This is a genomic window from Streptomyces sp. NPDC029466 (assembly GCF_055574515.1).
The window spans coordinates 372,219-395,759 of record NZ_JBVHZH010000001.1 but is presented as its reverse complement, the minus strand read 5'-3'; the positions used below and the strand labels follow the sequence as shown (position 1 = coordinate 395,759).

The window sequence follows — 23,541 nt, the reverse complement described above, 5'->3', positions numbered from 1 at the left end:
CCCTTTCTCCCCTTGTCTCTCGTCCCCCCCCCCCCCTCCCCCCGCCCCCCTCCCCCCCCCCCCCCCCCCCCCCCCCCCCCCAGCCCCGTCACCTCCCGTTGGGGGTGGGGAGGAGGCCGGTGGGGGTTGGTGTCGGTGGTCCGGTGTGCCCGCGGATTTGGCAGAAACGGGTCGACGCCCGGGGTGGTCAGGCTGACGGGTGGGTGATCGCGGCGGCTGTGGCGCACAGCTCCGGGAGGGTGCCGGCGAAGGTCGGGAGCAGTTGGAGGGCGACGGCCCAGGCTTCGGGGTCGGTGCCCAGTTGTTCGGTGGTCAGTGCGGCCGCCTGTGTGCGCAGTTCCTGCCGGTCGGCCTTCTTCTCGGGGGACTTGAGCGCGTGGCGGAGGTGGGACAGGGCTCGGCGCGCGGGGGCGGCATGGGTCAGGAGGTCCTCCGGGGTGAGCGTGCCGTGCCGGAGGGCGAGCTGGGGCCACACGGTGCTGTAGCGGTCCAGTTCCGGGATGTCCGGCATCAGGGCCAGCAGCAGTTCGCGCGGGCAGTCCGCGCGCTCCGCGAGGTCCTGGGCCGCGCTGGGGGTCAGCCTGCCGGAGCGGTACGCCGCGATCAGCTCGGGCCAGGGCAGCGGGACGCCCTCGCCGGTGAGCTTGTGCGGCTGGCTGCCGTCGTAGCCCGGCGCCTTGTTGAGGAACTCCAGCAGCTTCTCCGGGTCCTCCTCCGCGGCCAGGCGGGCGCGCAGCCGGTCCAGGCCGTCCGGGGCGTCGAGCAGCTTCTCGGTCTGCCGGCGGAGGGTGACCGGGAGCCGGTCCATGGCCAGGATCTCGCGCACCGCGTCCGGGCCGCCGCGCTGCCACACGGCCACCAGCAGCCGCAGCCGTGCCGCGGGTATGCGCAGCTTCAGCCGCCCGAGGAGCGTGCGCGCCACGCCCAGGTCACCGGAGTCCAGGCCGGCGATGAGCCAGTGACGGTAGTGGCCGAGGTTGGTCTCCCGCAGGACGGCGAGCAGTTCCTCGGGGACGGCGCGGACGCCGCCGCCGCGCAGCCGTCCGGCGAGCATCCGCACCCGTTCCTCCTGGGCGATGTGGCAGTGGAAGAACAGGTTGGCGTCCACCTGCGGTTCGTCGAGATCGAGGAGATAGGCCAGCTTTTCGGGGGAGAGGGCGCTGGTGGCGGCCTGCGCGGCCTGTGCTGCCACCCCGTGGGCGGCGATGACCGCGTCCCGGACGGCCGGCGCCGGATCGCCGTATACCAGGAGATGCTGCACGGCCCGGGCGTCGAAGTGCGGGACGACGGCGGTCTGGGCCTCTTCGGAGGCGCACTGGAACAGGTGCAGGAACGCGGCCCGGGACGCCTCGGGGGGAGTGGCCGGGAACACCGCCTCCAGGGGGCGCGGCCAGCTGGTGTTGCGCTTCTGGCGGGAGGTGGCCGAGGCGGCGTCGTCGATGAGCTCGGCGATGCTGCCCCGGGCCCGGCCCATCCGGGCGTAGCACGTCAGCCAGTTGACCGGGTCCGTGCCGAGCCGGTCGAGCAGCCCGGCGAGGGCTTTACGGGTCGGCTCGTGGTCGTAGGGCAGTGCGCCGAGCACCTCCGGCGCCGGGGTGAGCTCGGTCAGCGCGCGGTCCACCGGCAGCCAGCCTGCCCGGATGCCGCGGGCGAGGACATCCCCGAACTCCACCCTGCCCGCGGCCACCTCGGGGCCCTTCAGTGCCTCGAAGGGCAGCTCGGTGGCGCGCCGTGCGGTGGACCGCGGGTCGGCACGGAAGCTCTCCATGACCAGGTCCTCCGGGCAGCCTTCCCACCGGATGAGCTGCAACAGGCGGTTGCTGCTGTGGCGGCCGTAGCCGCGCGCCGGCCCGGTCTCGAAGGGCAGACGGGCATGCTCGCGGCGGATCAGTTCCCAGTCCGGGGCGTCGGGCCCGGCCACCACCGCGCCGGTGTCACGGATCCGCAGCAGGGCCCGCAGCGCGGCGGGGTCGGTCCACTCACCCGCCGGCCGCCGCTCCCGTAGGTACGCCTCCGGATCGTCCGCGGCCGCGGCCGCCCGCATCAGATCCAGCAGTTCCGGGCGCCCGAAGTCGAAGTCCTCGGTCCGCTCGACTCCGTCGGCGAAGGCCAGCAGCCCCTTGCCGCCCGCGAGTTGCGTCAGGGCGATACAGGCGTCGAGGGCGGCCGGCAGCGGGAGGAACCGGGCCAGCCGGACCAGGGTGAAGGAGATCAGCTGGGGGAACGGGCCGGTCAGGGCGGGCAGCAGCTCGCTTCCGGTGGCCTCCTCCTGGAGCAGCGGGACGAGGCCGTCCTCGGCCTGCCAGCGCGGGTCCGTGACGTCGGCGGCGCGCAGTATCGCCGGCAGCAGATCCGGCAGGTCCCTCGCGCGCCCGGTCCGGCCCGTGCCGATGCGGTAGCGCGCCCGCCACACCGCGCGGGCGATCACCGGATCGCCGGTCTCCGCCGCCCGCAGCAAGAACTCCTCGGGATCGGCGTCCAGCGCGGCACGCAGCGCCTGGCCGCCCGGCCCGATCAGGGTCTCCACCATGTCCTCCGGCAGCCCGAAGCGGTCGGCCAGCGCGGTCAGCAGCTCCGGGCGCTGCCGCTCGGCGAGCGCATCGGCGGTGTCCGGCGCGGCGAGCCGCAGGGCCAGACGGAGCGGGGTGGCGGAGCGGTGGTTCACGTGCGGGAGTCCCTTCGCGGGGCGGGCGTGCGGAGGTCCACGGAACGGCACCGGGCCCTTCCGCAGCACACAGATCGTGGCACAGCCCACTGACAACGCGACGGTGCGCCGGACGCGCCCTCAGAGGACGTCCGGCGCACCGCCGTTCACACACGGAGGACCGGCCCGGCCGGCCGTCCCGTCAGAGCAGCTCGGCCGCCAGCGTGATGTTCTTGACGCCCGCCAGCGCCTGGCTCACCGGGCAGTTGGCCTTGGCGTCCTGGGCGGCCGCCTGGAAGTCCTCCTCGGACAGGCCGGGGACGCGGGCCTTGACGGTCAGCGCGATACCGGTGATGCCCTCACCGGGCTGGAAGGTGACATCGGCCTGGGTGTCCAGGGCCTCGACGGTGTAGCCCTTGCCCGCCAGGCCGTGCGAGAAGGCCATCGAGTAGCAGGAGGAGTGGGCCGCCGCGATCAGCTCCTCGGGACTGGTGACGCCGTTGGGCTGCTCCGCGCGGGCGGGCCAGTTCACGTCGTACGTACCGACCTTGGAGGACTCCAGGGCGACGGTGCCCTTGCCCTCCAGGAGGTTGCCTTCCCAGTGGGTCTTGGCGGTGCGCGTGGTTGCCATGGTGCAGAACTCCCGGTTGTGGGCGAAAGGGATCACGCCCAGCTTAATGATCCGGCGGCCCGGCGCCCGGCCGACCCGTGGGCGTGCCCGCCGCGGGGCCCGCCCCGGGCGGGCGCAGCCGCGCGGCGGGCGGGCCGGGTGGACGCTCCGGCGCGGCCCGCCCGGTAGCATCCGAGGCCGTGCGCACCGTGCGCCGGACGGATGACCTGGGAGGAGCCACCCGTGGCGGGAGAACCGCAGGCCGACTGCCTGTTCTGCAAGATCGTGGCGAGGGAGGTGCCGGCGACCATCGTCCGGGAGACGGAGACCACTGTCGCCTTCCGCGACATCAACCCCCAGGCGCCGACCCATGTCCTGATCATCCCCAAGGTGCACTACCAGGACGCCGCGGCCCTCGCCGCCGCCGAGCCGCAGATCGTCGCCGACATACTGCGGGAGTCCCGGGAGGTCGCCGCCGAGGAGAAGGTGGAGGACCGGGGCTACCGGGTCGTCTTCAACACCGGAACGGGCGCGGGCCAGACCGTCTTCCACGCCCACCTGCACGTGCTCGGCGGCCGCGGCCTCCAGTGGCCGCCCGGATAACCGACCGTGTCCGTACGTGAATTGGTGGTCCTCGGCACCGCCAGCCAGGTCCCCACCCGGCACCGCAACCACAACGGCTATCTGCTGCGCTGGGACGGTCAGGGGCTGCTCTTCGACCCCGGCGAGGGCACCCAGCGCCAGATGCTGCGGGCCGGGGTCGCCGCGCATGACCTCAACCGGATCTGCATCACGCACTTCCACGGTGACCACTCGCTCGGCCTGGCCGGTGTGATCCAGCGGATCAACCTCGACCAGGTGCCGCACCCGGTCACCGCCCACTACCCGGCCAGCGGGGAGCGCTTCTTCGAGCGGCTGCGCTATGCCACCGCCTACCGGGAGACGGTCCGGCTGGTCCAGCGGCCGGTCGCCGTCGACGGTGAGCTGGAGCGCTCGCCGGCGTACGTCCTGGAGGCGCGCAAGCTCTCCCACCCGGTCGAGTCGTACGGCTACCGCCTCGTCGAACCGGACTCCCGCCGGATGCTGCCGGACCGGCTGGCGGAGCACGGTATCGCCGGGCCGGACATCGGGCGGCTCAAGCAGCTCGGCGAGCTGAACGGCGTCACCCTCGACGAGGTGAGCGAGCGGCGGCGGGGCCAGCGGTTCGCGTTCGTCATGGACACCCGGCTGTGCCCCGGGGTCCATGCGCTCGCCGAAGGGGCGGACATGCTGGTCATCGAGTCGACCTTCCTGGATGAGGATGTCCAGCTGGCCGTGGACCACGGGCATCTGACCGCCGGGCAGGCCGCGGAGGTGGCCGCACGGGCCGGCGTGCGGCATCTGGTGCTGACGCACTTCTCGCAGCGCTACGACGACCCGACGGAGTTCGAGCGGCAGGCCCGCGCGGCGGGGTACACCGGCGAACTGACCATCGCCCGGGACCTGTCGCGGGTGCCGCTGCCCAAACGGCGCTGAGGGCGGCGGGCCGGGCGCGACACCGCCCGGCCCCCCGTCCGGCCCTGTGGGACCGGACCCGCAGGCAGCCGCCTACGGCAGGTAGTACATCGGGTTGGGCAGCTTGAACGTCCGGTCAGCGGCGCCGCCGCGCAGATCGCTGTACTGGTCCCCGAAGCTGGCGACGATGTGGTAGCCGAGGGACTCGATGTGCTTGCGGGTGCCCGACTTGTACTCGATGGTCGTGCAGGTGGCACCGCAGGGCAGGTAGGGCGGCGGGTGCTCCTTGTCCTTCAGGTAGACGTGCCGGCGGTCCAGGGGCATGCCGTAGCCGACGTTCTTGAGGTTGCGGACGCTCCAGGCGCGCTGCGCCTCCTTGCGGCCGGTGAGGAAGAAGACCTCGGCGCCCTTGTCGTGCGCCCAGTTGACCAGCCGGTCCATGCCGAAGACCGGGTCCATGTCGGTGTGGGCCAGGTACTTGTCCTGGCTCTCCTCGGTGAAGTGGAAGCCGACCTGGAGCTCGTAGTTGTAGGTGAGCAGGGTGGTGTCGTCGATGTCGAGCACGACGGCCGGCTTGGCCTTGCCCGTGCGGTCGTGCCGCGCGAGGGCCTTCGACAGATAGGTGCGGGCCTTGGCCTCGATGCCGCGGACCTGGTGTGCGTAGTTGCTGCGCGGGGAGGCGTAGTGCTCGCCGTCCGCCGTCACCGTGTCGCCGTAGTACGCCTTGATCTTGTCCTGCACCTGAGTGAGGTTCGGGATCTCCTTGTCGGTGCGCGGTACGGAGTGTTCGGCGGTGGCCTGGCCGATGCCGAAGACGGCGGTGCCGGCGACGAGGGCGGCGACCGTGGTGGCGCCGAGGCGGGCCCTCCGGGAGAGGTTGGGGCGGAAACGGGCGGGACGGGGCATGCGCGGCTCCTCCGGGAGACATGAGCGGACCCCGTAGGTCTAACAGAGCCTCACATCCGTATCTACGCGCGCAGATTCAACCCTTGGTAAAAGCTGACCGCAGGGCGGTTATTGACGGTCACTGTGCGGGATCCCTAACCTCCAACTCCCTCCGTAGACGTCATCTACATATGAAAACGGCCCTCGGCCTCGTAGGAGCTTCTGGATGACCGATGCCCGGCACGGCCTCAGCATCACCGAGGTCCGGCTCACCCCGGTCCTGGTGGCCGATCCGCCACTGCTGAACACGCAGGGCGTACACCAGCCCTACACCCCACGGCTGATCATCGAGGTGACCACCGAGGGCGGCGTCACCGGGCTCGGCGAGACCTACGGGGACACCGGTTACCTGGCCCTGGCCCGGCCGTTGGCCGGTGCGCTGATCGGCCGGTCGGTCACGGATCTGAACGGACTGCCCGAGCTGGCCGCCGAGGTGTGCGGGCACCCGCCGGGCGCGACCGGCGCCGGTGCCGTGGACGCCGGTGGGCTGCGCGGCGTCCGGACCGCCGGAAAACTGCGGCTCTCCGTCCTCTCCGGCTTCGAGGTCGCCTGTCTGGACGCCTGGGGCCGGGCCACCGGACTGCCCGTACACGCCCTGCTCGGCGGCAAGGTCCGCGACCGGGTGGAGTGCAGCGCCTACCTCTTCTACCGCTGGGCCGCACACCCGGGCGGCCGTGGCGAACCCGACGACTGGGGCGCGGCGCTCGACCCCGCCGGTGTCGTCGCCCAGGCCCGCCGGTTCGCCGACACCTACGGCTTCACCTCCTTCAAGCTCAAGGGCGGTGTCTTCCCGCCCGACGAGGAGATCGCCGCGGTCCGGGCGCTGGCCGCCGAGTTCCCCGGGCAGCCGCTGCGCCTCGATCCCAACGGGGCCTGGAGCGTGCCGACTTCCTGCCGGGTGGCGGACGAGCTGGCGGACGTCCTGGAGTATCTGGAGGACCCGACGAGCGGTACGGCAGGGATGGCGGAGGTGGCGGCCGCCCTGCGCGGGGCGCGGCCGGGCGCCGCCGGACGGGCCGGCCTCCCGCTGGCCACCAACATGTGCGTGACGACCTTCGACGAGATCGCCGAGGCATTCGCCCGGGACGCGGTCCAGATCGTGCTCGCCGACCACCACTACTGGGGCGGGCTGCGCAACACCCGCGAACTCGCCGCCATCTGCCGCACCTTCGGCGTCGGCCTCTCGATGCACTCCAACACCCACCTGGGCATCAGCCTCGCCGCGATGACGCAGGTCGCGGCGACCGTGCCGCATCTCGACCACGCCTGCGACAGCCACTACCCCTGGCAGACCGAGGACGTCCTCACCGAGCGGACCGGCTTCCGCGACGGCCGGGTGGACGTCAGCGACGCCCCCGGCCTCGGCGTCACCCTCGACCGCGACCGGCTCGCCGTACTGCACCGCCGCTGGCTGGCCGACGACGGCGGACTGCGCGACCGCGATGACGCCGCCGCCATGCGGCACGCGGACCCCGGCTGGGTCACCCCCGCCATGCCGCGCTGGTGACCCCGGGGGGCCGTCCTCGCGCTGGTCAACTCCCTGGGAAACCTCGGCGGGCCGCCAGGGCGGGCCCGTGCCCGGCGGCCCCGGGACGGAGATCACGGACCCGGCCGTGGTCCTGTGCGCGGTGGCCCGGCACGCGTACGGTGAGGCACGGCTCAGTGGCGGTGCGCCACAGTGGTCCCGTAAGTGATCTTTGAAAGGGGCTGTCCCGATGGCACAGGAAGTGCGCGGCGTGATTGCGCCGGGGAAGAACGAACCGGTCCGGCTGGAGACCATCCTGGTGCCGGACCCGGGTCCCGGCGAGGCCGTGGTGAAGATCCAGGCGTGCGGGGTGTGCCACACCGATCTGCACTACAAGCAGGGCGGCATCAACGACGACTTCCCGTTCCTGCTCGGGCACGAGGCGTCCGGAGTGGTGGAGTCGGTCGGCTCCGGGGTCACCGATGTGGCGCCCGGCGATTTCGTCATCCTCAACTGGCGCGCGGTGTGCGGCCAGTGCCGGGCGTGCCTGCGCGGCCGCCCGCAGTACTGCTTCGACACCCACAACGCCCGGCAGAAGATGACGCTGAAGGACGGCACGGAGCTGAGCCCCGCGCTGGGCATCGGCGCCTTCGCCGACAAGACGCTGGTCGCCGCCGGACAGTGCACCAAGGTCAACCCCGAGATCGCGCCCGAGGCGGCCGGTCTGCTGGGCTGCGGGGTGATGGCGGGCATGGGCGCGGCGCTGAACACCGGCGGTGTCGCACGCGGTGACGCGGTCGCGGTGATCGGCTGCGGCGGCGTCGGCGACGCGGCCGTGATGGGCGCCCGGCTGGCCGGTGCGGCCAAGATCATCGCGGTGGACATCGACGACCGCAAGCTGGAGACCGCCCGCTCCATGGGCGCCACCCATACCGTCAACTCCCGCTCCACCGACCCCGTCGAGGCGATCCGCGAGCTGACCGGCGGCTTCGGCGCGGATGTCGTCATCGAGGCGGTCGGCCGCCCGGAGACCTACCGGCAGGCGTTCTACGCCCGTGACCTGGCCGGAACCGTCGTCCTGGTGGGCGTCCCCACCCCGGACATGACCCTGGAACTCCCCCTCCTGGACGTCTTCGGCCGCGGCGGCGCCCTCAAGTCCTCCTGGTACGGCGACTGTCTGCCCTCCCGCGACTTCCCGATGCTGGTCGATCTGCATCTCCAGGGCCGGATCGACCTGGGGGCGTTCGTCACCGAGACCATCGGCATCGAGGACGTGGAACAGGCCTTCGCGCGGATGCACGCGGGCGACGTACTGCGTTCGGTGGTGACCCTCTGATGGCGGCCCGCATCGACCACCTCGTCACCTCCGGCACCTTCTCCCTCGACGGCGGCACCTGGGACGTCGACAACAACGTCTGGATCGTGGGCGACGACGACGAGGCGATCGTCATCGACGCCGCCCATGACGCCGACGCCATCGTCGAGGCCCTCGGCGGCCGGACGCTGCGCGCGATCATCTGCACCCATGGGCACAACGACCACATCGACGCGGCCCCGGCGCTCGCCTCCCGCACCGGCGCCCGGATCCATCTGCACCCCGCCGACCTGCCGTTGTGGAAGATGACCCACCCGGACACCCCACCGGACGCGGAGCTGGCGGACGGTCAGGTGCTGACCATCGCCGGTACGGACCTGACCGTGCTGCACACCCCGGGCCACGCCCCCGGCGCGGTCTGCCTCCACGCGCCCGACCTGCGCACCGTCTTCACCGGCGACACCCTCTTCCAGGGCGGCCCCGGCGCCACCGGCCGGTCCTTCTCGGACTTCCCGACGATCGTCGCCTCGATCCGGGACCGGCTGCTGACCCTGCCCCCGGAGACGGAGGTCCGCACCGGACACGGCGACCCGACGACGATCGGGACGGAGGCCCCGCACCTGGAGGAGTGGATCAAGCGGGGGCACTAGAACGGCGGGCCCCAGGGGGCGCGTCCGCATGGATCGCGGAATGGCCGCTGTCCCGGTATGACACACCGGGGCAGCGGCCTTCTTGATGCGACCTTCTTGCTGCGACGCCGGCGGGACGAGTCCTCGCCGGGTGGAGAGCCGTCAGCGGTTGTAGACGGCCATGATGGGGTCGCTGTCGTCGCACCACACCTCGTGGTACCCGTTCGCCTGGGCGTACGGGAGTTCCTTCGCTTCGCACTCCGCCTTCGAGGGGTACTTGTCGGCACCGACGGGGACCCAGCCATCGCCGGGGGGAGGGGCGGCGAAGGCGGTGGTGGAGGTCAGCGGGATGGCGACCGCTGCGGCAGCGACCGCGAGACCGACACCGATTCGAGTACGTAACGACTTCATGGTGAATCTCCTTGCTTGTCTTGTGCGTTCTGAGCTGGTCGGGCTCAGAGAGCTGCTCGGCTGATGTCCAGGGCAGCGCCGAGGGGGTCAGCCGATGGGGTTGACGAAGGTGGCCGGGTGGGTGGCGCTGCGCTGGTCGACGAGCGTGCCCCAGGGCCACTTGATGGTGATCGACTTGGTCTCGTTGGGCGGGGTGATGTCCGCGAAGGCGGGCTGGTAGAAGCCCTTGTCTTCCTTGGTCAGGGCGACGTTGATGGTGAAGTCGGTGCTCTCGCCGGGCCCCAGGGTGATCGAGCCGTGCTTGGCCGACGAGCGGGCCAGCGACCAGCGCTCGCCACCGTTCTCGGACTTGAGGTCCACGCCCGGGAAGCCGCCGATCTTGCAGGCGCGGCTGCCCTTGTTGGTCAACACGACGCTGGTGGTCGTCGAGCCGCCCGCGTTCGGGTCCGGGGCCGCGTCCTCACCCGTGGCGAACGCCGCCTTCAGGCCGGACGTGTGACAGCGATCGCCCGAGCCCGCGCCGCCACCGCCGGCAGCGTTCGCGCCGCCCGACTTCTTGGCCGCAGCGCCCGCCCCGGTGTCCGCCTTGGCGTCGGAGCCCCCCTCGGCGCCGGAGCCCGCCTCTCCACCGGAGCCCTGCGCCTTGGCGGAGGAGTCCGGGCCGCTGGTCTCGACGGCCCCGCCCGTGTCCGACTGGCCCGCGGGCCCCGTGGCGGCGACGTCCGAGCCGGAGCAGGCGGTGAGCGTCAGGCCGGCGGCCGCGGTCAGGGCCGCGACGGCAATGCGCAGGCTGCGGCGACGGACGGTGCGGGCAGTGGTGTTGGCGCTCATTTCGGTCCCCCAGGACGGTCGGTGTCGCTGTTTCCTCGTGACGACAACCACTCTGGTCGGGACCACTAGCAGGCGGCTGCCGCTCCGCTAACGTCCGGCTAACACGCTTGTGAGCAGGGGAAAGACGCCTGGGAGAACGCGAAGTACCGGACTACGGCGGTCAGTTGGGAAACGCGAAGCTGCTTGCCGGAACGAGGGGCGTCCGACAGGGGTTCAAGGCCATTGCCGCAGCCGTCCCCAAGCCCCACAGCTACCGGAACGTTGAGGGCACTCAGAGGTCACGCGGCCCGTCGGAGATGCCCTAGGGACGGGGCGAACACTTCCCGTAGGGGGTGCGGGCGCCCCCTCGGGGCCACAACGTGGCGGGGGCGGAGGGTATTCCGAGGTGTGACGCGCCTTCGTGACGCGAGGCCGCAGTGACGCGACGCCGCCGTGGCGACACGCCGCCGTGGCGCCACGCCCCACGCCCCACGCCCCACGCCCCACGGGCCGTGTCCCGAGCCCCGCGTACCGAGGCCCAAGCCCTGCGCCCCTCACCCCACCCCCGCCGCCCGCTCCAGAATGCGGGCAGCCACCGTTGGGGAGTCCACCAGCGGATGCAGGGCCAGGGCCCGGAGCGCGGCGGTGCGGTCCTTGAAGACCGCGGCCTCTACCGTCGCCCGTTCCACCGCCTTGACCTGCAGCATCAGGCCCAACTGGTCCTCCCGCAGCGGTGCGCAGGGCAGGGGGCGGGCGCCCTGTGCGGTCACCTCGCACACCGTCTCCACGATCGCGTCCGGGGCCAGTTGCGGCACGGTCGTGCCGTTGCGGACATTGAGGATCAGCCGGGTGCCGGTGCCGCCCAGGATGCCGTGCATCAGCGCCAGTGCCACCCGGTCGTAGCCGCCGCCCTCCAGATCGTGGCTGTCGCGCTGCCAGCCGCCGCTGGCCTCCCGGCTGTGCGCCATGTACGTCTCCTCGCGCTCCAGCCGGGTCCGCTCCCACAGGGCGTACACCGCGTCCGGGCCGCCGGCCGCCGCGGCCCGCTCGAAGAAGCCGCCCTGCTGCTGGTCGAGGAACTCGCCGCGGGTTTCCCGGGTGTCCCGTACGGAGTCGAGGGTCTCGCGGCGAAAGTAGTAGTAGTGCAGATACTCGTTCGGAAGCGCGCCCAGGGTCCGCAGCCAGTCCCCGCCGAACAGCCGGCCCTCCTCGAAGGAGCCCAGCGCGTCCTCGTCGGCGAGCAGCCCCGGCAGCAGATCCGTGCCGTCCAGCGTCAACGACCGCAGCCAGCCGAGGTGGTTGAGCCCCACATAGTCGTAATCGGCCCGGTCCGGGTCCGCGCCGGCAGCGCGCGCCGCGCGGCGCACCAGCCCCACCGGCGAATCACAGATCCCGATGACGCGGTCGCCGAGCACCTGGGACATGGCCTCGGTGACCATGCCCGCGGGGTTGGTGAAGTTGATGACCCAGGCGTCCGGGGCGAGCGCCGCGACCCGCTCGGCGATGTGCAGCGCCACCGGGATCGTCCGCAGGCCGTAGAGGACACCGCCCGCGCCGACCGTCTCCTGGCCTAGCACGCCCTCGGACAGCGGGATGCGTTCGTCCCGCACCCGGCCCGCCGTGCCGCCCACCCGGATCGCCGAGAAGACGAAGCCGGCGCCGGCCAGCGCCTCGTCCAGACCGTCCGCGACCCGTACGGGCACCGGCGCCGGATGCCCCTGCGCCAGCCGCGCCAGGACCTCGGCGATCACCGCCACCCGGCGCTGATCGGTGTCGTGCAGCACCACCTCGGAGACGGCGCGCCCCGGGTCGTCCAGCAGGGCGCGGTAGACCAGCGGCACCCGGAAACCGCCCCCGCCCAGAATCGTGAGCCTCATGGGGCGGAACGTACCGCAGCATCAGGCACACTGGCGGCACGTGCAGATACGAGAGGGGAGAGCACGGTGAGCAGCCGACGCGATGACCTTCCGCCCGCGGGCCCGGCCGCCGTGCCCGCGGCCCTCGATCCGCTGGCCGGGGTGCGCGCCGACGGCGATCCGCGCACCGACGTCTACCTCACCGGCTCGGTCTTCCTGGACATCATCTTCACCGGCCTGGACTCCGCCCCGGTCCGCGGCACCGAGTCCTGGGCCCGCGGGATGGGCTCCAGCCCCGGCGGCGTCGCCAACATGGCCACCGCCCTGGCCCGGCTCGGGCTGCGCACCTCACTCGCCGCTGCCTTCGGCGACGACCACTACGGCGAGTACTGCTGGGAGGCGCTCGAACAGGGCGAGGGCATCGACCTGGCGCTGTCCCGCACGGTCCCCGGCTGGCACTCCCCGGTCACCGTCTCCATGGCGTACGAGGGCGAGCGCACGATGGTGTCGCACGGTCACGAGGCGCCACCGCCCGATTCCGCGTTCGACGGCAAGCACGCCCCCGGCTGTCCGCCGCCGTCCCGCGCCTGCATCGCCTCGCTGGTCCCGGGCCGGCGGGAGGGCTGGCTGGGCTGCGCGGCGGGCCGCGGCAGCCGCATCTTCGCGGACGTGGGCTGGGACGACAGCGGCCGCTGGGACCCGGCCGACCTCGCCGACCTGGAGCACTGCGAGGCGTTCCTGCCCAACGCCGAGGAGGCGATGCGCTACACCCGGACGGACTGCCCGCGCGCCGCGGCCCGCAAGCTCGCCGACCGGGTGCCGCTCGCGGTGGTCACGCTGGGTTCGGAGGGCGCCTACGCGGTGGACGGCCGGACCGGTGAGAGCGCCGAGGTGCCCGCGATCGCCGTGGAGGCGCTGGACCCGACCGGCGCCGGCGATGTCTTCGTCGCCGGATTCGTCACCGGCACCCTCGCCGACTGGCCGCTCACCGACCGGCTCGCCTTCGCGGGGCTGTCCGCCGCGCTGTCCGTGCAGGAATTCGGCGGCTCGCTGTCCGCGCCGGGCTGGGCGGAGATCGCCGCCTGGTGGCAGCAGGTGCGGGCCTACGAGGCGGGCGCACCGGGCGTGCTGCGCCGCCAGTACGCCTTCCTGGACGAGGTGCTGCCCGCGGCGTACCGGCCGGCGCCGCTGGCCCGTGCGGTCCCCACGATCGGCTTCCGCCGGCCGGCCTGAGCGGCCGCGGTGCCGGGCCCGGAGCGTGCGGCCGCCCCGCCCCGGGACCCTTGCGGGGTGCCCCCGCCGCCCCGTCCGCCGCCCCGCCCCGGCGGGAAAAGCCCTCGGGCCTGTCAGTGCTCCGTCGTACTCTTGTATCCCAAGGAGTCGAGTGCAGGCAGGCACCTCTTATTAGCAAAGGATGGGGGTTGAGCAGGCCACCGAGCCGCCTTATGACTCAGACACCCACGCAACCGCAGGCGCGCGCCCAGTTCACCGTCCCGGCCAAGCACCCGATGGTGACGGTCCTGGGATCCGGTGACTCCCTACTGCGCGTGATCGAAAAAGCCTTCCCGGCGACCGACATCCACGTCCGGGGCAACGAGGTCAGCGCTGTCGGTGACGCCCGGGAAGTGGCTCTCATCCAGCGCCTCTTCGACGAGATGATGCTGGTGCTCCGCACCGGACAACCGATGACGGAGGACGCAGTGGAACGGTCCATCGCCATGCTGCGCGCGGCGGAGGACGGCGAGGGCGCGGTGAGCGAGACACCCGCCGAGGTGCTCACCCAGAACATCCTCTCCAACCGCGGCCGGACGATCAGGCCCAAGACCCTCAACCAGAAGCGCTATGTCGACGCCATCGACGAGCACACCGTCGTCTTCGGCATCGGCCCGGCCGGCACCGGCAAGACCTACCTCGCCATGGCGAAGGCCGTCCAGGCGCTCCAGGCCAAGCAGGTCAACCGCATCATCCTGACCCGCCCCGCGGTCGAGGCCGGTGAGCGGCTCGGCTTCCTGCCCGGCACGCTCTACGAGAAGATCGACCCCTATCTGCGCCCGCTCTACGACGCGCTGCACGACATGCTCGACCCCGACTCCATCCCGCGCCTGATGGCCGCCGGGACGATCGAGGTCGCGCCGCTGGCGTACATGCGCGGCCGGACCCTGAACGACGCCTTCATCATTCTCGACGAGGCGCAGAACACGAACCCCGAGCAGATGAAGATGTTCCTCACCCGCCTCGGCTTCGACTCGAAGATCGTCATCACCGGCGATGTCACCCAGGTCGACCTCCCGGGCGGCACGAAGAGCGGTCTGCGCCAGGTCCGGGAGATCCTGGACGGCGTCGACGATGTGCATTTCTCCCTGCTCACCAGCAAGGACGTGGTCCGGCACAAGCTCGTCGGCCGTATCGTCGACGCCTACGAGAAGTACGACAGCCGCAACGGCACGTGAGCCGCCGGCCGGCCGCCCGGCCGGCCGGGGTCCACGACCCGCGGTCCCAGCAACCATCGGGCCGGTCCCGAGAAGCGAGAAGCAACCCTCCCCATGTCCATCGACGTCAACAACGAGTCCGGCACCGAGATCGACGAGCAGGCCATCCTGGATGTCGCCCGCTATGCCGTCGCCCGGATGCGTATCCACCCGCTCTCCGAGCTGTCCGTGATCGTCGTCGACGCCGAGGCCATGGAGCAGCTCCACCTCCAGTGGATGGACCTGCCGGGGCCGACCGATGTCATGTCCTTCCCCATGGACGAGCTGCGTCCGCCGGCCAAGGACGACGAGGAGCCCCCGCAGGGCCTCCTCGGTGACATCGTGCTGTGCCCGGAGGTCGCCAAGAAGCAGGGCGAGGAGGCGCCGACCGGGCACAGCATGGACGAGGAGCTCCAGCTGCTCACCGTCCACGGGGTGCTCCACCTCCTCGGCTACGACCACGAGGAACCGGACGAGAAGGCCGAGATGTTCGGTCTCCAGGCGGCGATCGTCGACGGCTGGCGCGCCGAGCGGGGGCTGACCGGCCCCTCTCCGGCCCCCACCGTGACCTGACGGGACAGCCCGATGACCACCCAGCTGATCGCGGTCGCGGTCCTGCTCGTCGTGATCGCCTGGCTCGCCGCCTGTGCGGAGGCCGGGCTGGCCCGGACGACCAGTTTCCGGGCCGAGGAAGCCGTCCGCTCCGGCCGTCGCGGCAGCGCCAGGCTCGCCGCCGTCGCCGCCGACCCCACCCGCTATCTCAATGTCGCCCTGCTGGTGCGGGTCGGCTGCGAGATGGCCGCCGGGGTCCTGGTGACCTACGCCTGTCTGCGTTCCTTCGACGCGACCTGGGAGGCGCTGACCGTCGCCATCGCCGTGATGGTGCTGGTCTCCTATGTCGCCGTCGGCGTCTCCCCGCGGACGATCGGCCGCCAGCACCCGCTGAACACCGCGACCGCCGCCGCCTACGTGCTGCTGCCGCTGGCCCGCATCATGGGCCCCATCCCGCAGCTGCTGATCCTCCTCGGCAACGCCCTCACCCCGGGCAAGGGCTTCCGCAAGGGCCCGTTCGCCTCCGAGGCCGAACTGCGCTCCCTGGTGGACCTCGCGGAGAAGGAGTCGCTGATCGAGGACGAGGAGCGCCGGATGGTGCACTCCGTCTTCCAGCTCGGCGACACCCTCGTCCGTGAGGTGATGGTGCCGCGCACGGATCTGGTGGCCGTCGAGCGGTTCAAGACCATCCGCCAGGCGCTGACCCTCGCCCTGCGCTCCGGCTTCTCCCGTATCCCGGTGACCGGCGAGAACGAGGACGACATCGTCGGCGTCGTCTACCTCAAGGATCTGGCCCGCAAGGTCCACATCAGCCGCGACGCCGAGAGCGAGCTGGTCTCCACGGCCATGCGCCCCGCCGTTTTCGTCCCCGACACCAAGAATGCCGGTGATCTGCTGCGGGAAATGCAGCAGGACCGCAATCATGTCGCGGTGGTGATCGATGAATACGGCGGCACCGCGGGCATTGTCACGATCGAGGACATTCTGGAAGAGATCGTCGGCGAGATCACCGATGAATACGACCGGGAACTGCCGCCCGTCGAGGATCTCGGCGACGGCCGCTATCGGGTCACCTCCCGGCTGGACATCGGCGACCTCGGTGAGCTGTACGGGCTGGTCGAGCTGGACGACGAGGACGTCGAAACCGTCGGCGGACTGCTCGCCAAGCTGCTGGGCCGGGTCCCGATCGCCGGTGCCACCGCCGAGGTCGACCTCTCCGGCGACGCCTCCGACCCGGGGCTGAAGGCGCTGCGGCTGACCGCGGAATCCCCGGCCGGCCGCCGCAACAAGATCATCACGGTGCTGTGCGAGCCGGTGCGGCCGGCGGGTGCGAGCGCCACCGAGGAGCAGTCGGCGGGCGGCCGCACCGCCGGCTGAACATCCGCGGAATTCGCCGCGTAATTCCTGGTGATACCGGGAATATTTCCCGCTGTCGCCTACCGCGCGGCTACTTATCTGCAGTGCAGCAGAAATGTTCTGAAAGCCATATCCGGAGGAACTGGATTCCGCGGCAGACGCCGTGGAAGGATCTTCAAGCGGTCGCCGGCGCGTGGCCGCAATGCGTGAGAAATCCTGTAGCGCAGGTTGCCCCGGGGCGGGGGACCGGGGCAACCACCTTCCTCCTCAGCCGCGGCGCGCCGTACGCACCGTCCGCAGCCCGGCCGCCACCAGCAGCGCGACCACCACGAGCAGCGCCGCGTCCAGGCCCAGCCCCAGCTTGATGCCGCCGAGAGTGGCGTGGGCGAAGTCGCTGCCGTCCGCCCGCAGCGCGGCGCTATGCGCCGAGGCGACGGCGCTCAGCAGCGGAATGCCGAGCGTGATGCCCACCTGCTGCGAGCTGGTGACCAGCCCGGTGGCCAGGCCCTGTTCGGCGTCCGGCACCCCGGAGGTCGCGGTCACGCCGTAGGCGATGATCGCCCACAGATGGCCGAGGCTGCCCAGGGTCACCCCGGTCAGGGCCAGCCACAGGCCGCTGCCGGTGCCCAGCCCCAGCAGCGCGGCCGTGAAACCGGCCTGGATCAGCAGCCCGGTCAGCAGGGTGCGATGGGCACCGAGCCGGCCGATGACCTTCGGGGCGACGAGACCGGCCACCGCCGAGACCACGCCCTGTACCCCGAACACCAGACCCGTGTGGAAGGGGGACAGGTGCAGCACTTCCTGGAGGTAGAGCGTCAGCAGGAAGATGACGGTGCTCATCATCGCGAAGGTCGTCAGGCCCGCCAGATTGCCCCAGGCGACGGTCCGGCGGCGCAGCATCGGCAGCGACACCAGCGGCTGCGCGGCCCGCGACTCGACCCCCACGAACGCGGCCAGCAGCCCCACCCCCGCGATCAGCGTCACCAGCACGTCCGGGCTGCCGAAGCCCTGCTCGGCGGCGGTCGACAGGGCGTAGATCAGCGACAGCAGACCGCCGGTGACGGTGACCGCGCCGGGCACGTCGATCCGCGGCCGCTCGGGATGCCGGGACTCGGCCAGCAGCGGCGGCGCCGCCGCCAGAACGGCCACCCCGGCCACGGCCAGCAGGCCCATGGTGGAGCGCCAGCCCAGCGTCTCGGTCATCACCCCGCCCAGCACCATGCCGATGGTGAAGCCCATCGAGAGCACGGTGCCGCTGATGCCCAGTGCGCGTTCCCGCTGCGGGCCCTCGGCGAAGGTGGTGGTGAGCAGCGACATCCCGGTGGGCACGATGATCGCCGCGCCCAGGCCCTGGAGCGCCCGCCCGGCCAGGAAGACCGCCGGGGACCAGGCCAGCGCGGCCAGCACCGAGGCCGCGGTGAACACCCCGAGCCCGATGAGGAACAGCCGGCGCCGCCCGAAGAGATCGGCGATCCGGCCGGACAGCAGCAGGAAACCGCCCGAGGGCAGGGCGAACGCGGTGACCGCCCACTGGAGATCGGCCTGGTCCATCCCCAGATCCCGGCCGAGCACCGGAAGCGCCACATTCAGGATGGAGAAGTCCAGCGCGACGATGAACTGCGCGCCGCACAGGAGCAGCAGGATGAGCTTGGCGCGCCCGGTCATCCGCGCGGCGGCGGGCGCGGCATCCGGGGCGGCGCCCGGCGCGGGGGCGGCGCCCTTCGGGGTATCGGGAGCAACGGTGCTGTCGGTTATCGGCATGGGACGAGGCTGCGGCCCCCGAACACCGCGTGGGGAGCGGGAACTTATCGTGGTGTCCGCACCACCAGCCACGCCGAACAGGGGGAGAACGTGGCCACGAACGCAGCCAACCCGGACACCGCGCGCCGCCGCCAGGAGCTGCGCGACTTCCTCCGCAGCCGTCGCGCCCGGGTCACCCCGGCCGAGGCGGGCCTGCCCGACGGCGGCCGCCGCCGCACCCCGGGCCTGCGCCGCGAGGAGGTCGCCGTCCTCGCCGGGGTCGGCGCGTCCTGGTACCAGTGGCTGGAGCAGGGCCGGGACATCACCGTCTCGCCGCAGGTGCTGGACTCGGTCGCCCGGGTGCTGCGGCTCAGCGGCGCCGAGCGCCGGCATCTGTACGTCCTGGCCGGGCTGAACCCACCGCTGCGGCAGGACGCCGAGGAGCTGGGCCGCAGCGATGTGTGCGCGGGCCTCCAGCGGCTGATCGACGCCTGGATGCCGTTCCCGGCGCACATCATGGACCCGTACTGGAACCTCATCGCCTTCAACGAGGCGGCGGGACTGGTGCTCGGCCACGGCCGCCCCGGGGTCTCGTCGAACTGCCTGATCGCCTTCTTCACCGACCCCGTCTACCGTGCGCGGGCGGCGAGTTGGGAGGCGAACGCCCCCACGCTCGTGGCGCAGTACCGGGCCGCGTGGTCGGCGCGGCCGGGCGACGAGGGCTTCGACGAGGTGGTCCGCGAGGGCTCGGCGCTCAGTGCGGAGTTCGCCGAGCTGTGGGGGCGCGGCGATGTGCAGGACGGCGGGACCCTCCACAAGGAGCTGGACCACCCGCTCGTCGGCGCCCTGCACTTCGAGACCACCCAGCTGCGGGTTCCGGTCCGCCCCGACCTCAACATCGTGCTGCACAATCCGCGCCCGGAGACGGACACCGCGGCCAGGCTGGCGTGGCTCACCTCTCCGGAGGGCCGGCGCGGCGGGATGTCCTCGGTCGCGGGCTGACGGCCCGGTGGAGGGCGGCCCGGTGGGCAGCCCCGGGCGGGCGGCCCGCTCTCGGCCCGGCCCGTCGCCCCTTGCCGCGGTCCTCCCGCCGCCGCGCATATGCTCGCCCGTATGAGCGAAGCCGCACCGCTGGACCCCGAAGACCGCAAGATCATCACGCTCGCGCGCTCGGCGCGGGCCCGTAACGGCGTGCCCGAGGGCGCCGCCGTCCGCGACGAGACCGGCCGCACCTATGTCGCCGGCACCGTCGCCCTGGACTCGCTACGGCTCAGCGCGCTGCAGACCGCCGTCGCGATGGCCGTCGCCAGCGGGGCCACGTCCCTGGAGGCCGCGGCCGTGGTCACCGACGCCGAGCACGCCGACGACGCCGACCGCGCGGCCGTACGGGACCTCGGCGGCCCCGATACGCCGGTGCTGGTCGCGGGCCTCGACGGCACGCTGCGCAGCACCGTCCCGGCGGGCGGGACCCCGGCCTGAGCCGGCCGGCCGTACGACGGCGCACGGGGCGGCCCACCGGCAGCGGCGGGCCGCCCCGCGCCGTTCCCGCCCCCTGCCGGCCGGCTCCGGGCCGGGATGGTCGGAGGCGCGCCCGGGATCGGGGAGAATGGGCGCCATGAGCGTTCGTACCGAGTCCTCCGCCGCGCACCGTGCGGGCTTCGCCTGCTTCGTCGGCCGTCCCAATGCCGGCAAGTCGACCCTGACGAACGCGCTCGTCGGCACGAAGGTGGCCATCACCTCCAACCGCCCGCAGACCACCCGCCACACGGTCCGCGGCATCGTGCACCGCCCCGAGGCCCAGCTGGTCCTCGTCGACACCCCCGGCCTGCACAAGCCGCGCACGCTGCTGGGCGAGCGGCTGAACGATGTCGTGCGCACCACCTGGTCCGAGGTCGATGTGATCGGCTTCTGTCTGCCCGCCGACCAGAAGATCGGCCCCGGCGACCGCTATATCGCCGGTGAGCTGGCCGACATCAAGAAGACCCCCAAGGTCGCCATCGTCACCAAGACCGACCTGGTCGACAACAAGGCACTGGCCGCCCAGCTGATCGCCATCGACCAGCTCGGCAAGGAGCTGGGCATCGAATGGGCGGAGATCATCCCGGTCTCGGCGGTGGGCGACGCCCAGGTGTCCCTGCTCGCGGACCTGCTGGTCCCGATGCTCCCGGAGAGCCCGCCGCTCTACCCCGAGGGCGACCTCACCGACGAGCCCGAGCAGGTCATGGTCGCCGAGCTGATCCGCGAGGCCGCGCTGGAGGGCGTCCGCGATGAGCTGCCGCACTCCATCGCGGTGGTCGTCGAGGAGATGCTGCCGCGCGAGGACCGCCCGGCCGACAAGCCGCTCCTCGACATCCACGCCAATGTCTACATCGAACGCCCCAGCCAGAAGGGCATCATCATCGGCCCCAAGGGCAAGCGCCTGAAGGAGGTCGGCATGAAGTCCCGCAAGCACATCGAGGCGCTGCTGGGCACGCCCGTCTTCCTGGATCTGCATGTGAAGGTCGCCAAGGACTGGCAGCGCGACCCGAAGCAGCTGCGCAAGCTGGGCTTCTGAGCCGTCCCGGCCCGGGGCCCGGCCGACGGCCCTGCGCCACGCCCCGGATCCGGCGCCCCGGCCCCTACGCCACGCCCCGGATCCGCCGCACCAGCAACGCCCCCAGCAGCCCGATCCCCGCCGCGACGCCGTACAGCACCCGGTAGCCGCCGAGGTGCTGCACGATCGGCGCGGCCAGCACCGGGGCGGCCACCTGCGGCAGCGCGTTGGCGATATTGATGACGCCCAGGTCCTTGCCGCGGTCCGCGGCGGCCGGCAGCACCTGCGTCATCAGCGCGAAGTCGACGGAGGTGAAGACGCCGAAGCCGACCCCCAGCAGCGCCGCGGCACACACCGCCCCCGGCCAGGTCTGCCACCCGGCCAGCAGCCCGGTCGCCACCGTCATGAGCACCCCGGCCCACAGCACGAACGGCTGCCGGCGTCCGATCCGGTCGGACCAGAAGCCTCCGACGACGACCGTGCCGAGCAGGGTCACCGCGTTGACGGCGGTGAGCACCAGCACCCCGCCGTCCGGGTCCGGCCGGTGCAGCACATCCCGCAGGTAATACAGCAGGTACAGCAGGGCCAGCGCGTTGCCGAGGTTGATCAGGAACCGGGTCAGCCAGGCCCACGCCAGATCGGGGTGGCGGCGCGGGCTGATCCGGAACCCGGCGAGCAGGGCCCGCGGGCGCAGCGCGGGACGCCGCCCGGCCGGCAGCACCGGGTCCCGGTGCAGCAGCACGTACGGGAGGGCGCCCAGCACCGTGCAGCCGGCGCAGGCGAGATAGCCCGCGACCACCCCGCCCGCGACCGTCGCCAGCCCCGTCCCGGCCACCACCCCGAGGATCTGCGCGGCCCCCAGCCAGCCGCCCACCGCCCCGCGCTTTCCGTGCGGCACCCGGTCGGGCACCGCCGCCGTGATCGCCGCGAACGCCGCGTTGAGGGTGAGCTGCACCAGACACCACCCCAGCGCCATCCCCGCCACCGTGCCCGCCCCGGCCAGCAGCACCAGCGCCCCGGCCCCGCCCAGCACCCCCGCGAGGATCCACGGGGTGCGCCGCCCGAACCGCGAGGCCGTACGGTCCGACAGCGCCCCGAACAGCGGGTTGGCCACCATCGAGACGACGGCCCCGGCGCCCGTCACCCACGCCAGCACCGACTCCTTCGCGATGCCCGGCGGCGCGAGTTCCGCGGCCTGGAGGGCGAGCAGGATCTGCAGGGGCCCGTACCAGCCGACCCAGATCGCCCCGTTGGCCAGCGACAGGGCGGCGGTCCACCCTCCTCCGACCGGCTCCGTCGGCTCCGTGAGCGCCTCCGGAGCGGCGGCGCCGCTCATCCCCGGGCCTGCTCCCGGAGGGCGTCACGCAGCCAGCGGAACGAGGCCTTGGGGGTCCGCTCCAGCGTCTCGTAGTTCACATGCACCAGCCCGAACCGCCGGGCGTACCCCTCGGCCCATTCGAAGTTGTCCATCAGTGACCAGACGAAGTAGCCCCGGACATCCACCCCGGCCGCCATGGCCTGGTGCAGCGCCCGCAGATGCCCGTCCAGGAACGCGATCCGCTCGCCGTCCTCGATGCCCTCGTAGGAGCACCCGTTCTCGGTGATCACGACCGGCGGCAGCCGATCGCCGTACCGCTCCTGGAACGACACCAGCAGCTCGGTGAGCGCCGCCGGCACCACCGGCCAGCCGAAGTCGGTCCGCGGATACCCCTCGATCTCCTGGGGCGCGAAGGGCAGTTCGGGCGGCAGCCGGATCCCGCCGAAGTCGGCCGCCGCCACCCCCTCGGCCCCCGGGGCGCCCACCAGTGTCGGCTGGTAGTAGTTGATCCCGTACCAGTCCAGCGGTTGCGCGATGACCTTCAGGTCCTCGGCGACCGGCCCCGGCAACAGGGCCGCCAGCTCCTCGTCCGGATACCGCCCCAGCAGCACCGGCTCCGCGAACAGCCGGTTGAGCAGCAGGTCATAGAGATCGGCGGCCGCGGTGTCCGCCTCCGACGCGCTCGCCGTCCACGTCGGCCCGTGCGAATTGGCGATCCCGATGCTCGTCGCCCCGCGGGCCCGCAGCGCCTGTACGGCGAGGCCGTGCCCCAGCAGCTGGTGATGTGCCGCAGGCAGCGCCTCGAACAGCAGCTGCCGCCCCGGAGCGTGCTGCCCCAGCCCGTAACCCAGCAAGGTCAGTTCGGCGGGCTCATTGAGCGTGATCCACCGCTCGACCCGGTCCCCGAGCCGCTCCGCCACCACGTCCGCGTACGCCGCGAACTTCTCGGCCGTCTCCCGGACGAGCCACCCGCCGCCCTCCTCCAGCGCCTGCGGGGTGTCCCAGTGGAACAGCGTCGGCACCGGCGCGACCCCCGCCGCCAGCAGCGCGTCCACCAGCCGGTCGTAGAAGTCCAGGCCCGCCCTGCTGACCGCCCCGCTCCCGTCCGGCACCACCCGCGGCCAGGCCACCGAGAACCGGTACGCCCCGACCCCGAGCTCCTTCAGCAGCGCCACGTCCTCCGGGTACCGGTGGTAGTGATCGGTCGCCACCCGCGGATCCGACCCGTCCTTGATCCGCCCCGCCCCCGCCGCGAACACATCCCACGCGGACCGCCCCCGCCCGCCTTCCGCCACCGCGCCTTCGATCTGCGCGGCGGACGTGGACACCCCCCAGACGAAGTCACGGGGGAAGCGGGGCAGGGCAGCGGGCACCGGCTCGGTCGTCATGAACCGG

21 protein-coding genes are annotated in these 23,541 nt (G+C 72.5%); 12 read left to right on the top strand and 9 right to left on the bottom strand.

Features of this window, described 5'->3' with window-relative positions:
* Positions 1-187: 187 nt before the first annotated feature.
* Together ACZ4XD_RS01780 and ACZ4XD_RS01775 are read right to left on the bottom strand one after the other, a co-directional pair.
* Positions 188-2,665: a hypothetical protein gene (locus ACZ4XD_RS01780; RefSeq protein WP_468037152.1), complete on the bottom strand. Its 2,478-nt coding sequence runs from the start codon at positions 2,663-2,665 to the stop codon at positions 188-190.
* A 181-nt stretch (positions 2,666-2,846) separates the two neighbouring features.
* Positions 2,847-3,275: an OsmC family protein gene (locus ACZ4XD_RS01775; protein WP_432141603.1), complete on the bottom strand. Its 429-nt coding sequence runs from the start codon at positions 3,273-3,275 to the stop codon at positions 2,847-2,849.
* Between the two features lie 222 nt (positions 3,276-3,497).
* Between ACZ4XD_RS01775 and ACZ4XD_RS01770 the strand changes: the two genes are divergently transcribed.
* Together ACZ4XD_RS01770 and ACZ4XD_RS01765 are read left to right on the top strand one after the other, a co-directional pair.
* Positions 3,498-3,857 carry a histidine triad nucleotide-binding protein gene (locus tag ACZ4XD_RS01770; RefSeq protein WP_466867437.1) on the top strand — a complete coding sequence of 120 codons (360 nt, stop codon included), beginning with the start codon at positions 3,498-3,500 and terminating at the stop codon, positions 3,855-3,857.
* Positions 3,858-3,863: 6 nt separating this feature from the next.
* Positions 3,864-4,769: a ribonuclease Z gene (locus tag ACZ4XD_RS01765; RefSeq protein ID WP_468037150.1), complete on the top strand. Its 906-nt coding sequence runs from the start codon at positions 3,864-3,866 to the stop codon at positions 4,767-4,769.
* 72 nt (positions 4,770-4,841) lie between these two features.
* On the opposite strand, the gene ACZ4XD_RS01760 is transcribed toward ACZ4XD_RS01765, so the two are convergent.
* Positions 4,842-5,654 carry an HAD family acid phosphatase gene (locus tag ACZ4XD_RS01760; protein WP_468037148.1) on the bottom strand — a complete coding sequence of 271 codons (813 nt, stop codon included), beginning with the start codon at positions 5,652-5,654 and terminating at the stop codon, positions 4,842-4,844.
* A 205-nt stretch (positions 5,655-5,859) separates the two neighbouring features.
* On the opposite strand from ACZ4XD_RS01760, the gene ACZ4XD_RS01755 reads away from it, so the two are divergent.
* From ACZ4XD_RS01755 to ACZ4XD_RS01745, 3 genes are all read left to right on the top strand, one after another.
* Complete coding sequence (locus tag ACZ4XD_RS01755) at positions 5,860-7,200, top strand: glucarate dehydratase family protein (protein WP_468037146.1); 1,341 nt, start codon at positions 5,860-5,862, stop codon at positions 7,198-7,200.
* A gap of 208 nt (positions 7,201-7,408) precedes the next feature.
* Entirely contained in the window at positions 7,409-8,494 is a 1,086-nt protein-coding gene (locus ACZ4XD_RS01750) for an S-(hydroxymethyl)mycothiol dehydrogenase (RefSeq protein WP_042154677.1), read from the top strand.
* Positions 8,494-9,123, top strand: coding sequence for an MBL fold metallo-hydrolase (locus ACZ4XD_RS01745; RefSeq protein ID WP_468037144.1), 630 nt, complete (start codon positions 8,494-8,496; stop codon positions 9,121-9,123). The genes ACZ4XD_RS01750 and ACZ4XD_RS01745 overlap by 1 nt, the downstream gene beginning before the upstream one ends.
* Before the next feature lie 141 nt (positions 9,124-9,264).
* Here the strand turns inward: ACZ4XD_RS01745 and ACZ4XD_RS01740 are convergent, their stop codons facing one another.
* The 3 genes from ACZ4XD_RS01740 to ACZ4XD_RS01730 form a co-directional block, all read right to left on the bottom strand.
* Positions 9,265-9,513 (bottom strand): hypothetical protein, encoded by a 249-nt coding sequence (locus ACZ4XD_RS01740; protein ID WP_468037142.1) that lies wholly within the window; start codon positions 9,511-9,513, stop codon positions 9,265-9,267.
* Between the two features lie 87 nt (positions 9,514-9,600).
* The gene (locus tag ACZ4XD_RS01735) at positions 9,601-10,344 is read right to left on the bottom strand and encodes a DUF4232 domain-containing protein (RefSeq protein ID WP_468037140.1); all 744 of its coding nucleotides are present in this window, start codon (positions 10,342-10,344) and stop codon (positions 9,601-9,603) included.
* A gap of 533 nt (positions 10,345-10,877) precedes the next feature.
* On the bottom strand, positions 10,878-12,200 hold the full coding sequence (locus ACZ4XD_RS01730; protein WP_468037138.1) for a 6-phospho-beta-glucosidase: 1,323 nt from the start codon (positions 12,198-12,200) through the stop codon (positions 10,878-10,880).
* A 66-nt stretch (positions 12,201-12,266) separates the two neighbouring features.
* Between ACZ4XD_RS01730 and ACZ4XD_RS01725 the strand changes: the two genes are divergently transcribed.
* The 4 genes from ACZ4XD_RS01725 to ACZ4XD_RS01710 all read left to right on the top strand — a co-directional run bounded on the left by ACZ4XD_RS01725 (position 12,267) and on the right by ACZ4XD_RS01710 (position 16,576).
* Positions 12,267-13,412: a carbohydrate kinase family protein gene (locus ACZ4XD_RS01725; RefSeq protein ID WP_468037136.1), complete on the top strand. Its 1,146-nt coding sequence runs from the start codon at positions 12,267-12,269 to the stop codon at positions 13,410-13,412.
* A 212-nt stretch (positions 13,413-13,624) separates the two neighbouring features.
* Positions 13,625-14,629 (top strand): PhoH family protein, encoded by a 1,005-nt coding sequence (locus ACZ4XD_RS01720; protein WP_468037134.1) that lies wholly within the window; start codon positions 13,625-13,627, stop codon positions 14,627-14,629.
* 93 nt (positions 14,630-14,722) lie between these two features.
* The gene (gene ybeY / locus ACZ4XD_RS01715) at positions 14,723-15,220 is read left to right on the top strand and encodes an rRNA maturation RNase YbeY (RefSeq protein ID WP_042154667.1); all 498 of its coding nucleotides are present in this window, start codon (positions 14,723-14,725) and stop codon (positions 15,218-15,220) included.
* Positions 15,221-15,232: 12 nt separating this feature from the next.
* Positions 15,233-16,576: a hemolysin family protein gene (locus ACZ4XD_RS01710; protein WP_468037132.1), complete on the top strand. Its 1,344-nt coding sequence runs from the start codon at positions 15,233-15,235 to the stop codon at positions 16,574-16,576.
* 246 nt (positions 16,577-16,822) lie between these two features.
* On the opposite strand, the gene ACZ4XD_RS01705 is transcribed toward ACZ4XD_RS01710, so the two are convergent.
* Complete coding sequence (locus ACZ4XD_RS01705) at positions 16,823-18,316, bottom strand: MFS transporter (protein ID WP_468037130.1); 1,494 nt, start codon at positions 18,314-18,316, stop codon at positions 16,823-16,825.
* Positions 18,317-18,406: 90 nt separating this feature from the next.
* Between ACZ4XD_RS01705 and ACZ4XD_RS01700 the strand changes: the two genes are divergently transcribed.
* The 3 genes from ACZ4XD_RS01700 to era all read left to right on the top strand — a co-directional run bounded on the left by ACZ4XD_RS01700 (position 18,407) and on the right by era (position 20,849).
* A complete protein-coding gene (locus tag ACZ4XD_RS01700; RefSeq protein WP_468037128.1) occupies positions 18,407-19,297 on the top strand; it encodes a helix-turn-helix transcriptional regulator in 891 nt (296 codons plus the stop codon).
* 111 nt (positions 19,298-19,408) lie between these two features.
* A complete protein-coding gene (locus tag ACZ4XD_RS01695; RefSeq protein WP_468037127.1) occupies positions 19,409-19,774 on the top strand; it encodes a cytidine deaminase in 366 nt (121 codons plus the stop codon).
* Between the two features lie 127 nt (positions 19,775-19,901).
* The gene (gene era, locus ACZ4XD_RS01690) at positions 19,902-20,849 is read left to right on the top strand and encodes a GTPase Era (protein ID WP_370682736.1); all 948 of its coding nucleotides are present in this window, start codon (positions 19,902-19,904) and stop codon (positions 20,847-20,849) included.
* Positions 20,850-20,913: 64 nt separating this feature from the next.
* Here era and ACZ4XD_RS01685 read toward each other — a convergent pair whose 3' ends face one another.
* On the bottom strand, positions 20,914-22,164 hold the full coding sequence (locus ACZ4XD_RS01685) for an MFS transporter (protein WP_468037124.1): 1,251 nt from the start codon (positions 22,162-22,164) through the stop codon (positions 20,914-20,916).
* A complete protein-coding gene (locus ACZ4XD_RS01680) occupies positions 22,161-23,534 on the bottom strand; it encodes a GH1 family beta-glucosidase (protein ID WP_468037122.1) in 1,374 nt (457 codons plus the stop codon). Before ACZ4XD_RS01680 ends, ACZ4XD_RS01685 begins: the two co-directional genes overlap by 4 nt.
* Between the last annotated feature and the right edge of the window lie 7 nt (positions 23,535-23,541).